The sequence below is a fragment of the Cupriavidus sp. 86D6 genome (assembly GCF_057815095.1).
The window spans coordinates 1-17505 of record NZ_JBYPSB010000005.1; the positions used below are offsets into that span (position 1 = coordinate 1).

At 58.3% G+C, this 17505-nt stretch carries 15 protein-coding genes and 3 pseudogenes; 8 read left to right on the forward strand and 10 right to left on the reverse strand.

The genetic code is table 11. The annotated features are described in order from the left end of the window. On the forward strand, nt 1–733 hold a 733-nt coding region (locus tag AC3G88_RS13350), incomplete at its 5' end, for a hemerythrin domain-containing protein (RefSeq protein ID WP_488893431.1). Nucleotides 734–836: 103 nt separating this feature from the next. Here AC3G88_RS13350 and AC3G88_RS13355 read toward each other — a convergent pair. Then, nucleotides 837–1241, reverse strand: a complete 405-nt coding sequence (locus AC3G88_RS13355) for a hypothetical protein (protein ID WP_488893432.1) — start codon at nt 1239–1241, stop codon at nt 837–839. Between the two features lie 2026 nt (nt 1242–3267). Between AC3G88_RS13355 and AC3G88_RS13360 the strand changes: the two genes are divergently transcribed. Then, nucleotides 3268–3585 (forward strand): hypothetical protein, encoded by a 318-nt coding sequence (locus tag AC3G88_RS13360; RefSeq protein ID WP_029051574.1) that lies wholly within the window; start codon nt 3268–3270, stop codon nt 3583–3585. Nucleotides 3586–3591: 6 nt separating this feature from the next. On the opposite strand, the gene AC3G88_RS13365 is transcribed toward AC3G88_RS13360, so the two are convergent. Next, a complete protein-coding gene (locus AC3G88_RS13365) occupies nt 3592–4449 on the reverse strand; it encodes a transglutaminase-like domain-containing protein (protein WP_488893433.1) in 858 nt (285 codons plus the stop codon). 456 nt (nt 4450–4905) lie between these two features. On the opposite strand from AC3G88_RS13365, the gene AC3G88_RS13370 reads away from it, so the two are divergent. Continuing rightward, the gene (locus AC3G88_RS13370) at nt 4906–5142 is read left to right on the forward strand and encodes a hypothetical protein (RefSeq protein WP_029051576.1); all 237 of its coding nucleotides are present in this window, start codon (nt 4906–4908) and stop codon (nt 5140–5142) included. A gap of 592 nt (nt 5143–5734) precedes the next feature. Here the strand turns inward: AC3G88_RS13370 and AC3G88_RS13375 are convergent. Next, complete coding sequence (locus tag AC3G88_RS13375) at nt 5735–5938, reverse strand: hypothetical protein (RefSeq protein WP_488893473.1); 204 nt, start codon at nt 5936–5938, stop codon at nt 5735–5737. A 40-nt stretch (nt 5939–5978) separates the two neighbouring features. Here AC3G88_RS13375 and AC3G88_RS13380 point away from each other — a divergent pair. After that, nucleotides 5979–6194: pseudogene (locus AC3G88_RS13380) on the forward strand (Tn3 family transposase); the annotation flags it as partial. Between the two features lie 73 nt (nt 6195–6267). Continuing rightward, complete coding sequence (locus AC3G88_RS13385) at nt 6268–6552, forward strand: hypothetical protein (protein ID WP_488893434.1); 285 nt, start codon at nt 6268–6270, stop codon at nt 6550–6552. A 918-nt stretch (nt 6553–7470) separates the two neighbouring features. Here AC3G88_RS13385 and infA read toward each other — a convergent pair. Together infA and AC3G88_RS13395 are read right to left on the reverse strand one after the other, a co-directional pair. Then, nucleotides 7471–7700, reverse strand: a pseudogene (gene infA, locus AC3G88_RS13390) (translation initiation factor IF-1). Between the two features lie 27 nt (nt 7701–7727). Next, nucleotides 7728–7991, reverse strand: coding sequence for an isochorismatase (locus tag AC3G88_RS13395; protein ID WP_488893435.1), 264 nt, complete (start codon nt 7989–7991; stop codon nt 7728–7730). A 661-nt stretch (nt 7992–8652) separates the two neighbouring features. Here AC3G88_RS13395 and AC3G88_RS13400 point away from each other — a divergent pair. Then, nucleotides 8653–8856 carry a cold-shock protein gene (locus tag AC3G88_RS13400; RefSeq protein ID WP_027693588.1) on the forward strand — a complete coding sequence of 68 codons (204 nt, stop codon included), beginning with the start codon at nt 8653–8655 and terminating at the stop codon, nt 8854–8856. Between the two features lie 879 nt (nt 8857–9735). Here AC3G88_RS13400 and AC3G88_RS13405 read toward each other — a convergent pair. Beyond that, nucleotides 9736–10215, reverse strand: a pseudogene (locus tag AC3G88_RS13405) (tyrosine-type recombinase/integrase); the annotation flags it as partial. Nucleotides 10216–10549: 334 nt separating this feature from the next. Here AC3G88_RS13405 and AC3G88_RS13410 point away from each other — a divergent pair. Then, a complete protein-coding gene (locus tag AC3G88_RS13410) occupies nt 10550–10732 on the forward strand; it encodes a hypothetical protein (RefSeq protein ID WP_488893436.1) in 183 nt (60 codons plus the stop codon). 287 nt (nt 10733–11019) lie between these two features. Here AC3G88_RS13410 and AC3G88_RS13415 read toward each other — a convergent pair whose 3' ends face one another. The 4 genes from AC3G88_RS13415 to AC3G88_RS13430 form a co-directional block, all read right to left on the reverse strand. After that, the gene (locus tag AC3G88_RS13415) at nt 11020–11376 is read right to left on the reverse strand and encodes a hypothetical protein (protein WP_488893437.1); all 357 of its coding nucleotides are present in this window, start codon (nt 11374–11376) and stop codon (nt 11020–11022) included. Nucleotides 11377–11915: 539 nt separating this feature from the next. Next, a complete protein-coding gene (locus AC3G88_RS13420) occupies nt 11916–12587 on the reverse strand; it encodes an HD-GYP domain-containing protein (RefSeq protein ID WP_488772262.1) in 672 nt (223 codons plus the stop codon). Between the two features lie 80 nt (nt 12588–12667). Next, nucleotides 12668–14788 carry a YadA-like family protein gene (locus tag AC3G88_RS13425; RefSeq protein WP_488772261.1) on the reverse strand — a complete coding sequence of 707 codons (2121 nt, stop codon included), beginning with the start codon at nt 14786–14788 and terminating at the stop codon, nt 12668–12670. A 159-nt stretch (nt 14789–14947) separates the two neighbouring features. Then, nucleotides 14948–16672 carry a response regulator gene (locus tag AC3G88_RS13430; protein WP_488772259.1) on the reverse strand — a complete coding sequence of 575 codons (1725 nt, stop codon included), beginning with the start codon at nt 16670–16672 and terminating at the stop codon, nt 14948–14950. A gap of 240 nt (nt 16673–16912) precedes the next feature. On the opposite strand from AC3G88_RS13430, the gene AC3G88_RS13435 reads away from it, so the two are divergent. Continuing rightward, on the forward strand, nt 16913–17401 hold the full coding sequence (locus AC3G88_RS13435; protein WP_488772258.1) for a tannase/feruloyl esterase family alpha/beta hydrolase: 489 nt from the start codon (nt 16913–16915) through the stop codon (nt 17399–17401). The last annotated feature ends 104 nt before the right edge of the window (nt 17402–17505 follow it).

Genomic DNA, 17505 nt, shown 5'->3' on the forward strand with positions numbered 1-17505 from the left:
GAAGACACCAGATCTTGCCTACACCGCCTCAATTGCAGAAGACGGTGCTCGCCGGGCCGTTACGGATCATCTGGCTGACGGGGTGCGGATCGCACGCCGCACGCTGCGGCTCGCCAAGCAGAGCGCAATATTGGGCATGGTGCTTTCCGTGGGCGCGATGGTCGCGGCGGGCCTTGGTGTGTTGCCGCCGCTGGAAGGCGCGATTCTTCAGGAGGCGATCGATGTGTTGGCCATCCTGATGGCCCTACGCGCCGCAGTACCCGCGCGCCAGGAGCGAAAAGCGACATTGGCCCCCGAAGTTGTGGGCCATCTGAGGGCGGAGCATGCGTTGCTGGAGCCAATCATGGACAGGATTCGCGTGTTGGCCGACACCTTACCGACTTTGAGCGGCGAGACGGCACGCTCCGAATTGCGCGAGCTGAACCGGTCTCTGAGCGAGGTGCTGGTGCCGCACGAACGCAAGGACGATCTTTGCCTCTACCCGGATGTCGCGCAGTTGCTCGGCGGTGAGGACCCGATGGCAGCGATGAGTGGCATGCACCGCGAGATATTTCGACTGACATCGGGACTGGACAACGCCATCGCCGCAGTGCCGCCAGATGGTCCGAGCAGCGAGGCCGTGCGGCATATACAGCGTTCCTTGTACGCTCTTGAGGCGGTCGTCCGCCTGCATTGCGCGCAGGAAGACGAGCTGTATCACGCACTCGAGAAAATTGAGCCAAAGCAGGCATGAGATCCCGCTGGTATTGCTTTGAGCATCGGGCGATGCGGCGCCCGAACTGCGGCGCATCGATTTGGGCGAAGCACCTCCGGGGACGCGATTTCTGGTTTGGCATTCATTGCGACGATGCCCCGTCAGGGGGCGGAACGCTGTATCTCTCGCGTGGGGTGGCTGTTGCCTCACAACCGATGACGCCCGTATCGGCGGCCGTCGATACGGCCACGTCGCGGCTCCCGACTTCCATCCGCTTGTCGTTGAAGAATGCATCGCAGCCTTCGCCACTCTTTTGACGCTTGACTAGTGGATCGACCATGACGGGATGTTCGAGCGGCACTGGGCCACATGTGAAACGAGCAAACTCAATGGGATCCAAGTTCTGTTGGCACGTCGCGGAAGCGACATAGCCTCGCTCATCGGTCAGTCTCGGCGCATCGTTTCCATTCTGCTCATGCGAATCGAGCGAAATCGCTGTAGCAAAGACAGATGCGACAAACACCAGCGAAAGTATGGTTGCCAACATAGGTTACCTCCTTTCTCCCTTTGGGGCACAGCCTGACCCCTTTACAAACCTTAAACATTGGACCTACCTTCGACTTGATTCAGCACAGAGTCTGTACAGCTAACTCTGTCCATTGTTAGTGCCGGAACGGAAAGTGCGGGCCTTCTCAACATAGAACGCCAGCTCCTTGCCATGGCATTCGAACTGAGCGCAGGCCGCGGTTGAGATTTGTCTTCGCCTAGTAAGAGCTGCTTTCCCCCAGAAGCGGTTTCCGATTTTTCTGCTCGAAATCTTTTGTCTGGATGCGAGTTCGCCGTTGATACAGCGCAAGGCGATGGGCGCCCCGGTCAGTGAAGACCGTCGCCAACGGCACCGGCACCTTTGGCGCGCGAGTCTTGGAAATGCTTCTTGCCGACCTTCGATCGCTGAAAGAGGGCCGTTTGACTCGGAGGAGGCGACGAACTCGATACTAAAACTCACCGCCACGTCGCTGCGACGTAGTCTTTGTGTTGACCAACGTATATGTCGGGTAACGTCTTGGCAAGAGCCGCTGGCAGACTGCGATAGCAATGTCCCCTTATGGCCGACCTCGCCCTGCCGGTTCTCCGTCGGCATGGCCGGCGGTCTCTGAACGACCCATAGCGGCCTACGGTACCTGGGCCGCTGAATGACCGAGCGCATTCCAGGAACGGACGTTCGCTTCTCTGCCGTTGGGTTCACATTATCTGAGCGAAACTTAGTAATAGGCGTGGGATGGAGGATCTCATCGCCCATTTGCATCGCAAGCTCTGACGGCGTAGCGGTCCCGCCGCCGAGGTCACCGGCCGGCAGGCCCTATACAGGGTGCGATGTCTATAAGCTAAGCATTGTGGACAGCGCCCGACAGCCGGACTTTCCGTAAGGTGGCGATGGGATAGGCACGGATTGGCACGGATCATGTACGAGGCAAGATACCGAGCGAGATATGGGCGGAGCACTAGTGAGCTGGATGATGAAGTGTGGCGGGCGCGGGAGCGCGTCTGTGCCCAGATTGGCAGAGTCCGGGCGATGCTCAGCGATGGCGGCGACGTCAAGCTGGCCATGCGAACCCTGCGGTGTCTACGCCTGGGCTATGGAGAACTCCGTCGCCTGCGACATGAGAGGCTCAGATAGTGCCAAGTAGCAGGTCAACGGCAAGGTGTCCTCGCTGCATGCGAGCTGTATCGGCCTCCGCGGAGGACGGGTATGGAGATGAGTGATAGTACGGCCCACATAAAGACGGACTCTCTGAATTCGCCGGCTCTCCGACTGCCACGCAGTACCCCCAACTATGGTGCCCGGGCAGCTCATCATCGACATCAATCTGAAACACCGCCATATGCAGTATTAGACCCCGATACTGCTCTACTCTTCGTATGTTGAGCGTGTCCATGATGAAGGCTCCCGATAGCAAATGTCCTTAGGAGGCACGCCCACCGACACACTTGTAGCAGCGCAGATCGCTCCCTTTCATGACATCGTGCGCGCTGCAACTCAAAGCTGATGTCCGACGCTGTCCTACGCTCCGCAAGCCGGTCGAAGCCATGAATGGCTGATGAACGCAATAGTGCCGATTGCAGAAACTGGATGTCGAGCGACAGCAAAAGCCGAGCGCGGAAGTTCGGCGAACGCCAGCGCGTCCGCGCTGAGGCGTTCGGGTGCGAGGCGGAATAGCTCAGTCGCAATGCCAGCGACCGGGACTCTCACCGCTGGTGCCATACGAAGTCATGGATAGGACGGATTAATTCCCTATGCCGAAGATTAAGCGCGTATGCTGGGGTTGCCCAGCCGGCAAGCAATGCAATAGGAGTTCCCATGGCAAAAAGCCAACTACGCGGTAACCGTGAAGCAAAAAAGCCCAAGCAACCGAAGAAACCTTCCATCCCGGCAACCCCACTTAGCACGGTTCAGTCGCGGGTTCGGAGCGACGGTCTTGCCAAGAGGAAGTCGTAAGCCGAGGAAATTGCCCGGCAAGGCGCAGGGCGATGCCTCTTAACTCAACGAAGCCGACCGATGCGGGAGGCACACCATGATCCATCCTGACACAGGCCCTACATTTCGAGGCCTACCACTTACCGCCGAGCAGGACTCGGAGGTTCGCCATTATCAGAACAGAAAAACGAGGCTTGGCAAGCCATGGGATACCCCGGAACTACGCGGGATGCTCGAAGACATGCTGGTGCCTCCGACGACCGAGGACGGCGGCACGGAAGATGTTCTTCTGGGGCCAGCGGCTGCCGCGGAACGTGCGGCATCGTTCGTTGGCGACGCCATGGAGCCGATTGCAGCATACGAGGATTGGAATGCCGCCATGGAAATCGAGGGGATGAAAGGCGGAGGGCGCTAATGCCGGTTACCAGGTGGAGATGGCGCTCGTTGTTGCGAGCGGCAAGTCGATCCCGGCAGCCGGGTCGGATATTGGCTGGATTTCGATAAAGGGCCGCATCGACTCGACCTTGCCGAATATGGCGGCAAACGGAATGTCCGCAGCATCCCGGCCGGTGCCAATGCGCAGCAGGCCAGCGGGAATGGACACCCCCGAAGGATCGAGCAGGTACCATCCACCTGACAGGAACACTTCGACCACTGCGTGAAAGTCTGGCGCGCCCAATGCAGGATCAGCGCCATAGTCCACGCTGCTGGACATACGGGCGGGAATACTCAGTGCACGGCAAACTGCGATCATCAGGTGGGAAAAGTCCCTGCATACGCCGGTGCGCTCCACGAGCGTATCGATTGCTGAGGTCCGCTCATTAGTGGATCGCGAAAGAAAGCGCACATGGTTGCGCACCCACTCCCGAATCGCATACACGCGCGAATAACCGGGGCGCATGCCGCCAAACTCCCGCATGGCGAACTCCATCGTGCGGTCGGACTCGCAATACCGGCTAGGCGCCAGGTACGAAAGTACATCGACAGGAAGTCGGGCGACCGGCACCTCTGTCAACGACGTAACGTCCTCAAAACGGTGGTCGATGTCCACGACAGCCTCATAGCGGACGGCCAATGGGCCCTTGCACGCGTGTATCCTGAGCAGGCGGTTACAGAGTGAATCCGTGTGGTGAGCGGCATCAACCGTTGGCGTGAGTGCCAGATGCTCGGAGACGATGGACTGTCTTGCAGTCTTTGCGGCTTCGACGATCAAGAGAAAGTCTGCCGTGGCGTCCAGGACCTCATAGGACAGATTCACGGAGTACCGAAGGCGGTTCATTTCGCACCTTGTGTCGACGTGGGATGGTGGTAAGGGGCTCTACCAATTGAATTCAGTGTACCGCGAGAGGTGGTGGTCGCGTGCCACGTAAGCGGCGCTGTAATCTGTGGGGCAGGGGCCAATTTGTAAGGTGAGTAGGACAATACGCGTCACCTCCCTATACTGGTAGCGGTATCGCTTCGCGCTGCTCCCCTTTCTGGCTCGTCTATCACTCGTTTTTCGGGACTTTCCCCCTCGATTCGTCTTAGGACCGATGACTTCCTGAAGTCACTCGCGGGGATTCCTGGAAAAATTCATGCTCGACGCCCCGCGACGATTTTCCTTCGCTCAATCCGGCGCCGAAACAAGCCAATTCTTCTCCAGGACCGATAGAGTCGAAGATCGGTGGGAGAGACACTTCTTCCAACCCCAAAGTGGTTTCTACGTTCGTTGCCACCCTTGTAGGGGAGTTCTGTGATGGATCGCGTCGCAGAGTACCGGGGGTTCGATATCCATGTCGATCTCAGTCTGGCGTCCAAGGACATGTTCGACGTCTGGTTCCAAGTTGAGGGGCCAATGAGGCCACCGGGTGTTGCAGCGATTGGCAAGAGAATCAAAGTCTTTGGCGGGCCGTACTCTAGGCGTTGGGCTTACCTCGTGGCGGAACTAGCGGGGCGGGCCGCCGTGGACCTTATTCTTGGGCCGGATGAATGACCAGGGGCGCGCATTTGGTTTCACTCACTTGGCCGGAGCGTTTAGCTATGTAGTACGTACTCGATGACTCGTCCTAATGCAGGACCCATCAAGACGATTTTTTAGCGTGCAATCCTGCGATCTCATGGGCGGCACCCACTACTTTCGATGCGGCGCTTGTCTACGGAGAGGCAAACGCTCGCAATGACGTTGCTATCTTGTCGCAAGAAGCAAATCAGACACATCCCGGAATATCTACGTATGCTTGGTCATCAAAGGAACAGACATGTATCAGAACAACGCAATCTACAAGGGATTCAGGGTATCGGCGAAGGTGGGTCACGCACCCGGTGCAGTCCCCGGCGGTCACCTGGTTCAACCTCGCTTTCTCGCGACCGTAACCATAACACCAGTCAGTACAGGCCTGGGCTCCCGCCGACTGCTTCCCTCCATGGTCCAGCATTTCGCCAGCGGGCCGCATGCTGCTATAGCGCTGGCCTTGTCATCGGCGCGGGACGCAATCGACGGAATATCCACCTTCGTCAAGAGGAGGTAGTCCCGCAGGCCAGGCCATAGCTCTGTTCGATGAGAAGGAGCCAACCCCCTCTCCATGTCAATGCGGCGAACTGGCCTCAAAGACCAGACGTGTGTGAACCTGACGTCGCAGACGCTCACGCGCGTGGAGCGCGCGTTCCACCGCCGCCACACACGCATCGTCCACCACGCCGTTCCGCATACGGCGCAACTCCTCCCGGACACCGTCCATGGCCTCCACCACCTCGCGGAATGCCTGCGAGTACTCCTTGCTGTGTTCCATCGATCGTTTCCTCTCGTCGTTGGGCCGCTGCTTCACAAAGCAGCATGCCATGAATGGCGGTGAGGCTGTGCACACCGTGCAGCGGGCCATCATCCATTATGGAAAGATTCCCTTGGAGTTGGCTCGACACGATGCCTCGCTGGCAGCGGTCTCGTCCTCGTTGACGCTGCTGACCGATGCCATGATGGCTTGGAACACGCTGCATATGCAGCATGCCCTGGATGCCCCAAAGCGAGCCGCCGCGTCGGATGTGGACCGGGCATTGGAAATAACTGACTATTTAGTGTCCAACAAGCGTAGAGTGGGAAGCTAACTCGTGGGAGTAGGAAGTGGACGACAATCCGGCGGCAAGCAGTAGGGGCTTCGACATTTACCCCTTGGTCTACAACATGCAGCACCGTCGCGTGTGGCATCAACGTCGACCCGATCGCGCCTACGGCGCTTCCGTAGTGATTTGTCGAGAGGGGGAGAAGCCGACTGACCTCGTTAGCAGAGTGTTCCGTGTGCCCGACGAGAACTGGACAGAAATGGGGGCCGCCAAGCGCGCTTCAGTGCGCCGAGGCGAAGACATCATCGCGGGCCTCGTACCTGACGCATCGCTTGCCGGTATCTGACCTCGTCGAACGTTCTCCGAAGTGCATACGATAGCTACAATGCAGACTGTCGTTGTCTCATAGAAACCCAGTGTCGGCCGCTCGCTCACGTGCGGCAGCCCCGGGTCTCCCTCCAACGCGATCCAGGGCTATCTCAATCTCATTGTTGCTTTCTGCGAGTTTTTTGTTCGTGATCTCATTAATACTTGATCGACAAATTAGCAGAGGAGACGGCGGGGTTGTGCGGCTATTCTGGTGGAGCAGATTCAGCCACTCGACTTCGATTCTTGTAGCCGGGAGAAATCTACTTGAAAGCAAGAGTAAATAAGACGTGCGACGCATACCGTGGGATGTTCGTGCACACTGCGGTGTTTGAGGTCTCTACGGCAGCGGCAAGCAGCAACGTCCCTGGTCCGAAATGGCAGTATATGATGGCGATCCGTTACAACTCGGTAGTCGACGAACGGATGTATTGTGACTGTGCTGCGGATGAAGACGACTATTTCACGGAAGCCGCAGCATCACAAGCGGCGCTTCATTACGGAAGACTCGCTATCGATATAGTGTATGGGTTGGCATAACTGTGCGGGCTACTCGTTGGCAGCGCTCCTCACACTCAATATGTACACTCAGGCGTTACATGCCCGCGCGCGATGCCTAGTCGCATTGGAAATCGGTGCCGGTAGCAAGTGACCACCGTGCGTGCGGTTAGATTCCGAAATCCGGATCGCCATGCTTTATCAGCAGAGGCTAGCGGATTGCGTTCCTCTACAACTCGCGAAGGACGTCCGTACATTGCAGTGACAGCTCGTCGCACGGTCATGACGACAACATCAGGTAATGGCACGTCGACTGCAGGCCATGGCGTGGCGGTAGCTGCCCGTAGTCCAACTGGCGGGTGTGAGATGCGTCTCTTCCCACTCGTCGTCGATAGGCATCTTATGTCTGTCTTATTAAATAAGACTTGTGGCGATAGTTGATGCGACCCTTTGTCAGGTCATATGGCGTGTGACACGATCTCCCGCGAGTACGCGTATGCGGTTCTTTTTTAGCCGGCCTGAGGAGTAGGCCCAGACCGTGAAGCCGTTTTCCAGTATGACGCGAAAGCGGTTGTCCGGAAGCACTTCCGAGACCCTGCCACCAAACTCCACCAGTTCTTCTTTAGCCATGTACGCCTCGATAAATGCTACGTTTTTTCACGCGAGTGGTGTAGAGAGGTACGCGCGGCGCAGCCCATAAGATTGCGGTTGCAAATGCGCGACCGCGCGGTTGCCGGCGTAGCGAGCCGCCTGCTTGGCCTTTGACTCCGAGCCATAGGTGGTATGGCGCATCGAAACGTTTGCGACGACGCGTTCAGCGCCGTCTCGATACTCGGAGATCATGTAGTTCTCGAACCAGAGACCGGGTTCTTGCTGAATTGGGAAGACGGAAACGGTGAAGGGGGTGTATTCGTGACTCAAATTGTTCTCAGTTATGCAGCACGGCGAACGTGTACCAAAAGTGTCGAGTCATGTTGACCGCCACTGGTGCCGTGGTGCTTGTAGTGAAAAAAACGGATGGCGCCGCCGAAGCTTCGTTTTCGCGGAAGCAAAGAGGGGCAAAGACGCAATCGAGAACGTACTTCCGCAAGTCAACGCTTTCTGTACATACGCTGGCTCCGGTGCGGCTCTGCCGCCGTCGGATAGGTTAGGGCAAGAGGCTACCCACAGAATCCGGTGTACCCCGGAGTGGCCGATAACGCTCTTCTAGTCATGATGTCGCTTCGGCGCGCGGCTATCGAATTCTGTCGACAACGGTCGCATCCTAACACCTTTGATCGAAATCCGCTGCGGCGGCGATCGATGCCTTCCGATGTGAGAGCATGTCGAGCTTTGGACGACGGCATGATCGAGACTAGCGCCCCACTGCAAGCACCGAGGGGCAGCCGGAACGAGAGATACCCCTGAAGCTTTTGATTGACCGCGTACGACTGCACCTGTATAACCGACCTGGCAGGATCTTCAAGCTAGTCTCGCAGCGTCAGTTGCACCCCGTTAGGGCCACTTTCTCTCCATGTATCTTCCTTGATCGTCGTGCCTCGTCAGCATCCTTCGTTGGCGAGAATCTCTAAGGAGTCCTCACATGGAAACCGGTACTGTAAAGTGGTTCAACGATTCGAAAGGCTTCGGCTTTATTTCCCCCGATGCAGGGGGCGAAGATCTCTTCGCGCATTTTTCTGAAATTCAGGGCGGTGGTTTCAAGAGCCTCCAGGAAGGACAGAAGGTTCGTTTCGTAGCAGGCAAGGGCCAGAAGGGTCCCGCAGCAACGAAGATCGAGCCAGTCTAATCAGGTTTCCTAGCTTGATGAAGAAACCCCGTCAGCAATGACGGGGTTTTTTATTTCTATTGTCCCGAGTGCAAACAACGGTTAAGTGAACGGCTCTCTTGCACCGCGTGGGACCGACTAAATTTTTTAGTCCGCAGAAAGACTAACGATGGTTGCATCAGGCAGGCACCCGTTGAAGGCGCGGAAATCCGGCACGCCGCCTTCCCTTTGATCGCCGAAATTGATTGGCCATTGGAATGGATGGCGACTGAAGCTCAGGCCAGTCCACATTGACGGCGCTATGCGAGTCGAAGAGCGTAGTCACAGCACTGTGAAGGTAAGTTGCCGCAAGACGGATGAGGGTCAATCCATTTCCTGCAGGCTTCTTAAACGACAGGCGGCCTAGGCCGTGTCGCACCAGTGGCACAGATGTTACGCGTTGATAATTGAAAAAAGTGGCACGGCTGGGCATCGTAAGTCCTTTATGGTGGGTGCGCCGATTCTCAGTGACGAGGTCGCATGATTCGGTCGTTCTATCGGATCCGACCGTCTCACGGCTTGTCGAAGACGGCTGCTGGAACGGGTACAGCGTGGCAGAGATTTGCCGCTGGCGTAAGCGTTCAAACTCCATGGCTCAGGGGAACCGTATGAGTCGTGATCGCACAGCCTGGAACCCGGCGGAGAGAAAGACATTGAACTACTGCCGGCCCACAAAGCCGGCAGTCAGAGTCTAGATGCCACGGGGCTGCATATCCTCGAATTGTAGGTGGCCGTGGCTCTGCGTCACAGGTCACTTACAAGTTAGTTCAAAAGTGTCCCACGTTTGCCCATTTGGCGGCACATGCAGGACGTGTAGCTTTCTCGGACGTTCCTCCGAGCGAGTGCTCACCACGTTCGGCGCTACCAGTACAGAAATACAAGAGAAGGGATACCTGCGAGCTTCGCGAGAGGCATGATGCCGTCTGTGAATTCCCAGGGCGATGGTGGCAGCAAGTAGATGGACGTGGTCGATATTGAGGCGTGGCGCAGGTTGTCGCGCACGGCGCTCAGTCCAACGCCCTTCGCCAGCGCGTGGGTCGCGTCGGTGTGCCGCATCCAGTGTGGTGTTGCCCGTCGGAGCTTCTCCGTCAACCCAGGACGAACGCCTTCAATGATGTCCGCTGCGAGCCTGAAGAGTCGGAGCGCATGACTTCCCATAGGCGCAGTCGCGTGATACCGGTTTCGCCGCCGTCCAGGCTACCGAATATAGGGCGTAGCGGGATTCCACCGAGCGTGGATGGCACGAAGCCCGCGCTCCAACAAATTGAGTTCCCGCGCCGCAAGCGCCAAGGGGGTCAATGTGACTCTATGGGGCTTGCCGCCTTTGCCGACCAGGTGTACGTCGAGATTGCGTAACGCAGCATCTCCTTTCGAACCAAGGTAGGTTTAGTGTAAGCGCCGGGTCTCCACCGTCTTGATGGCGGTAGGCGGAGCCGGCCTGTGATGCAGTACAGAATTATGGAGCTGGTGCGTCGAGTGGCGCCAACTCAGGCTCGTCAGGCTCCTAGAGGCACTCCACGTCCGTGTAAGTGTTTTTGGAAACCGATAGGGGCGGTCAGACCTGCCGAATTGCCTGTAGGTGCGATGCTTATTGAGCAATTCGTGGACTGATATTAAGGGGAATTCGATGAAGTATTTCGATGAATAAGATGTTCGGGTTGGCGACATCGTTGGCATGGGCGACGACAAGGGAGGCGTCGTTGTATGTGATATTGGATCCGGCATATTTACCCTGGAGCATCCGGAGGCCCAATGGGGGTATCTCAAGAAGGGCGTGATGATTGATTTTCCCCTCTACGGCTTGATCCACTATGAAGACGAAGTTGAAGAGGACGTTCACCTAATTTCGCGCGGATAAAGGTCGGACCTGCTTGTTGGCTCCCTCCAAATCGAACCGCTTTAGCAGAGCCATTTGCTGTTCGGGTAGCGTCAGTTCGTAGGTGCACTACGGACGCTCGTGAGAGATATAGCAATGTCCGAGTCTGGCCGAACCCGGTCGTCGGCCCCAATGCACAGGCCGGCCGCGCGCAATCGGTGGCTCGCGACCCTCAAGAGACCTTCAGTTTTCTCGTTAGCGGACAGTTGCGAGGTTCGCTTGGCCGCCTCCCGACCGGGCGCTTGAACCGGTGATCATGCTTTGCATCGTCAAAATTCTGTCCAAGTCTCCGAGCCGTCGAACGCGCACCCTTCTTGTTCGTGCATCACATCTGAAATTGAGGGCCAATCGATGCGGGGATGGTAGATGTATCGCGGCAAAACGAAGTATCTGGAATGCCTCACGTCGATGACTGTCGTCTGCCTTTCGAATTTCTTTTCCATCCAACTGAAGGCAATGAAGTTCGAGCATTCGGACATTGCGAACATGCTGCCCCATGCATAGCCGGGAAACCGGCGTCCGGCGATCTCAACAACGTGAAATGAGTCTCCGTGCGGAGGTTCGCCTTCATATCGCAGTGTGATCTCATAGCTGCGATCAGGCGGAATCAACACGTAGTCGCCCATGCCTGCCCAATGGGAAAGGTTATCGACCGTATATTGGATCCTGCAAGGTTCCATTCGCTCGTTTTCCGTCGCAATGAAAGTTCTTCACCCGATTGTCGATGATTTGCGCAGGTAAGTCGAACGACCGTTTCTGGCCGATCTCTGCCCTTCCTAGCCGAGCCTTCTGGTGTAAAAGCCAGTGCCGACGGGCATGCACCAGTTTGCCAATGTTGGCCTATCGCGAGCCAACGCTGTCGACGCTATCGTCCTGGAGTGCCCAACAGATTTGAGCCAGCGATTGCTGTTGCCCACACAGACCAAAACGATGGCCGTTTTGACACACTTCGATGTCGACGATCAGGAGAGTCGCAATGAGCCATCTAGGCTAGGCACCGTATGCTCATGGAGGGATAAATACGGCATGGGGCTGTCACACAACGACCCATGGTAGCGGGAGAGCGGATTTGACACTCAATCCGTGACTCACTATGTTGCACAGACGCACCTGTCCCGCACCGCAATTTAGATGCTCAACTCTTCGCAATACAGTGGCTAAACTGTCACATGTAGCCTACGAAGTTGCCGGCAAGCGCCACGAAGAGCTTCGTCATCTCAGGGTCGAAGGTAGTACCTGATCCCTCTCGAATAGCGGCGCAGGCCTCCTCATGCGCCATGGCCGGCTTGTAAGGGCGCCGGGATCGAATGGCGTCGTATGCGTCTACGATCGCCATCAGACGGGCCGGGATGGGGATTGAGTCCCCCGCGAGCGCATTCGGGTAACCGCTGCCGTCCCAATGCTCGTGATGGCAAGCCGCCATCTGATGGAGGCACGCCAGAGTCTGGCTGCTCTCTGGGAGTAGTGACAAGGCGGCTTCGACGATGCGCCGCCCATGTTGCACGTGCGCTTGCACAATCCGATACTCGCCTGCGGCCAGGCCGCGCGGTGCCAGCAGCAGATGGGCCGGAACACGCAGCTTTCCTACGTCATGAAAGTACGCACCAAAGGCCAGCAGATTCGCATTGAATTCCAGGTTTGGAACACGTTCGGCGTACTCTTGCGCAAGGATTGCCATAAGATTCGCACATCGATTGCCGTGGTCGAACATCTCCTGTGCCGCCTGGAGCCATTGCGCACCGTCAAAGCCGGGTTCCTTGGATACTTGCTCTACAGCCGCGGCAATTGTTACCCCGAGCGCCGTATGCGCCGAGGACGGAAACTCGTTTGTAGTCATGATTCCTCAGTGCGTCGACTGGTCGGCCAGGAAGTTCCTGAGTGTCAGGCCGTGACGCACTGCTCCAGCAAAATGCTTCATCACCATTGGTACGCAATACCACCGCCCACTGTTGTGCCACCGGACGAAACGCCTGCGCCAGCCCGCAACTTGATGTTCTGATTGATCCGGGCCGAGATACCGATCGCGCCAGCGCCATACCCTTGGTACGAGGCGCCGGCCACGCCGATCGAAATGGTCTTGCCAGGGTCGACATCAGGAAGCATCGACAGGGCGGAGGCGCTAGCGATACCGCTGTATGCCTTCGACGCGACGTCGCCAATCATCCCCGTCACCTGATCGATACGGCTGCCGAGTTGGCCGTATGAGTAATCGAGTTGGCGACGATTCACGGCATCAGTCGGCTGCACGCCATCGGCTACGTTGGCGATGACTCGTTCATTGCCCGCCGAGCCCACAGAAACTGTGTTCGCACGGTCGGCAACAGAGTTAGCGCCGAGGGCGACGCTGTTGCCGGCCTGTGCCGCAGAGCCAGCGCCGATGGCCACGCTGTTCGTACCTTGTGCGGTAGCGTTTGCACCGGCTGCGACACCCTTCGAGCCCGCTGCTGCCGATGCGCGGTCTGACGTGTCATTGGCACCGTCCGCTTTGAAATAGGCATTACCGGCCGCTAGCTGCCCGATCTGTTGGCCAACGCTTTGCTCCAGCCCACTTACACGAGTGTTGGTCTCATAGTGTTGATTGCCCGTGACAGCGTCAGTGCTGCCAGCGGCGATCGTGCCGTCGCTCACGCCGGTGACAGCCCGAGTTCCATCGGTGCCGGACACATCCACGGTGGTGCCGGCCTTTTCTGCGGCAACCGTGACGGTGCCGTCGGCGCTCTGGCGGACGAGCCCGATTTCGCCGTTGTTGATCTGCTGGGTGACGGTGGTGACCTGTCCTTCCACGTTTGTGACACGAGAATCCAACGCATCCACTGCGCCTTGGACACCATGCACCTGTTGTCCGCCGACCGAGTAGACCGGGACGGACACCGTACCGTCGAAGAGCACCTGAGATCCGCCGCCAAGCGCCGATGATATCGAGGATCCGACCGCGTGGATTTGGCCGCCATTGACGGCAAACGTGCTGTCAGAGGTAATGGCACCGGCAGCGACACCTTGCACCTGACGCGACTCGTCCCGGGCGTTGCTCATGTCGACGAGTGAGCCGCCAGTTTGCCCACCGACCGTAATTACGCCGGTTGCAGGATCTTGCTGCACCAGGCCGACGGTCCCGTTCACAATACTTGTGCTCAGGTCTGTGATGGCTTGATGGTTGATGTAGGTGCGCCGATCAATACTGGTGAGCGCGTCGCCGACATTGTTGAAAGTGCCGTCGGTCAAGTTGTACGAAGGCATGATCAGCGCACCGGTGTCAGGGTCGTACCTGGCGCCGCCGCCGAGAGCCTCAGCGAACGAGTCGGCAGCGCGGGTGACCTGTCCGACTGTCGAGGCATCGGTCGCCAGTACGCCGTCCTTGACGTTCGAGATAACGCGTTCACTTCCCGCCGAGCCCACGGACACGGTGTTGGCGCGATTGGCGACGGATCCTGAGCCAAGCGCGACGGAGTTGTCTGCGTTCGCCTGTGAGCCGGTACCAAGTGCTGTCGAGCTGGTGCCGTTGGCTGCGGCGCTATGGCCGAATGCCGAGGCGCTTTCGGCCGCTCGTGAGTACCCGCCAATTGCTGAGGCGCGCGCACTATCTGCGGTCGCGGACTTGCCGACTGCTACCGCGTCATCACCGTGCGCCTCCGCATCCTGGCCAAGCTTTACGCCGGTGTTGGCTGCAAGCAGGAGCGGCTGGCCAAACGTCTCAAATACCGGCGTCATGGAATCAGGCGATTCACCGCTTTCACTGGTTGATGACGCTGGCGCGGGGGAAACACCTGCGTCCTTATCCGGAAGCGTTTCCTTGTCGGGAGTATCGGGCGCAGACGGGTCTGTTGCAGACGGCGCGCTGAATACCTGACCGGCAATTGCGGGGCCGTCGAGCGTTGCGGTCGGCGACGCGCTGCTACCAATTGCCGGGTGAATTGCTGTGGCAAGCGCGAGCGCAACAGCGATAAGGGCCGCGCCCTTCCGGCGTCCCTTGGTGTTTTCGGCCGCAGCCACCCACGTTCGTGTGGTCGCATTCCATATCGAGCGGAAGATCGTGTTCATGATGCCCTCCTGACCAATGCTTCATTTGATGTGCGCAGATCGCGCTAATCACGCAATGAAGTATTGGATTGGAGGGTGCTCATGACATATAAAGGAAGGGCGAAGCTCTCGTCGCGTTTCCGCTACAGCGGGGCTTGGCCCGCTTTCGGACTGAGGTAGTCAGGATTCCGCAGCTTGGAGAAGTGCAATGGAAGAGACATGGGTGTGTCGGGCGTCATTGTCGTACTGAAGAGAGCCGTTCCACGCGCCAAGGATGTCATTGAGGCGGGCCAGCTCTGGCGCGAACATCTCAAGAAGGGTGTGCGTGGTGGGCGCGAGAATGTCGAGGCTTACCTCAGCCAAGCCACGAGTTGTCCTGTCGGCAACCAGGCGGACGGTAATCGGTCCGTGAGCAGAGGCGCGATACGCGATGTCGATTTCCGCAAAGATCACGTGACGAATTCTCACTGGGTCTGCCCAGATACAAAGGTCCTCAGGCCCGACGAATTGAAGGGTAATGGGTCGCGCATCGCGGTTGGCCGCGGCTACGACCGGCGCAGTTGCGGCACCGAACAGGGCATTGAGGTTGCAGCGATCGCGTAGTGGCCGCGCGGATTCCGCTGCGTCCTCAACTAACACCTGCATGCTGGCGAGTCGGCGTTCAAGGTTTCGCAAGGCAGACTCAGTATTGGCGAGGTATTGTTCCAGCGCGGCACCCTCTGCGCGCGCTGATCTTGCGCTTGCGATGCAGTTAAGGGCGTCGCGCAAGGGTTCGGTCAAGTCGCGCTCAAGATCCTCCAGCAACAGGCGTCTCAGCCTGGCGAGTCTGCCGAGCTCCTCACGCGACTGCCGTAGCTCGGCGATAGTGAGATCGATGCTGGTGATGTCCTGACTACCGCTCACCATTGCCAGTACTTGGCCCTGGTCATCAAGAAGAGGGGTGCTCCATATGACGGCGCTACGTGGGTGACCATTCAGCATAAGCGCGTATTCCTTGGTGAAGGGCTTGCCAGTTTTCGAGGACTGCTCGAAGGCGTTTTCAAGCTCGGTCGCCTGATGCTCGGACATACCTAGCACGCGCTCAAGGGATTCCGACCCTCGTTGAGCCATCTGGTCAAACAGCGATCCCAACTGTTCACGCATATAAGCGTTGGCGAAGAGAATGCTGCCACGGGTGTCCCGGATGCTCACTGCGGAAGGGATGGCATCAAGCAGGTTGCTGACCACGGAGGATTCATCCATCATCCAACTCGGCTTTGGGCGCGTGTTTCCATCCCCCTCAGCGTCCCCAGTCAAATGGTTCCGTCGGGCGATGTCGGCGAGTTCGACCACAGAGGCGGCATTCAGCTTCCGAAGCAAGCGGGTCTTGTACGTACTCACCGTGCTCTCGCTAACCACGAGAAGTTGAGCGATCTTGGTGAGGCGGTAGCCACGTGCCAGATACATGAGCACCGATCGCTCACGGTCAGAAAGACTGGCCAGTTGACTGGCTTCGTCATGATGCGCGCCTGCTTGCTCCTCGCCTGTAACGGGAAAGTACATGCGTCCCCGTTTGACCGCGTCAACGGCGAGCTTGAAGTCGGCAATATCATCCAGTTTGCTGACGAACCCGTTCGCTCCGGCGGCAATGCATAAGCCAATGGAGTGGTTATCGTCCTGAGAGGAGACGACGAGGATTTTTGCGGGACATTTCCGGGCGCGCAGGCGTTTGACGACTTCCAACCCACTCAGGCCATCGAGCCGCAGAGCCACTACGAGAAGGTCTGGCGAGGTGTCGATGGCCAGGCGGACCGTCTGAAGTCCATCAGTCGCCTCGGCGACAATCGTATGGCCTTCGGCTTCGAGCAACTGACGTAGGGCATGCCGGGATAGGCTCTCGCTCTCCGCAATGAGGACGGTGCTCATCGATACCTCACGTGTTTGCCCGCACCCTGCGAGTTTGCCAGCGCAGTCCGGTCTGGTGAAGTTAGCTTTTCTGCGCGCTCAATTAAACGTCCTGATCGCTCTTTCGGGGACAGTGGAGAATGCGCCACGCCGGGGTGAATGATCCGCGCTATGCAATACACATCCCGCAACGAATAGTGCGGTCAAACGAAAGACCCTTTGTTTTCGGGTAGGGTTGGTTGTCGCTGCCCGAGCCTGGCAATGTCCGCTGATGGCTGTGGATTCAACCGGCCAGGCGCTGTCGAGCTCAACCGTCTCTGTCCGACCCATAGCCGCCGACGGCCGCTGTTCACCATCGCCTACTACGAGGCGATGCAGGACACGATGGGGGCCTCCACCGTTGACGGATTTGCGCGCATGTACCTGGTTCCTGGCGTGAGCCACTGCGGCGGTGGCGAGGGAAATCCCAATATCAACCTGGTGTCGCGCGTGACCGCCTGGGCGGAGCATGGCACGGCGCCTAACGACGTGATGACTTACCAGACCGATGCGACGACGAGCACGGTGACCGCGTCGCGCCCCGTGTATCCGTACCCGGCGATTGCCAAATACGAGGGCTCGGGCGACTGGCGCGACGGCGGCAACTACACGCAAGGCGCTGCGTTGTACAACGTCGCCACAGCCCCGTGGGTCGGCTCCAGCTTCTACACGCCGCACGCGGCCCAGGTTCTAGGGGCGTTCGCGCCTTGACCTGTCTTTTCCCCCTCTCCAGGGCTGTACACGTACCGCATGGTAGAGGGGGTAGGGCGTCTTGTACCGGATACGCCGGCATCCCAGTCCGTGTGCCAGGCTGG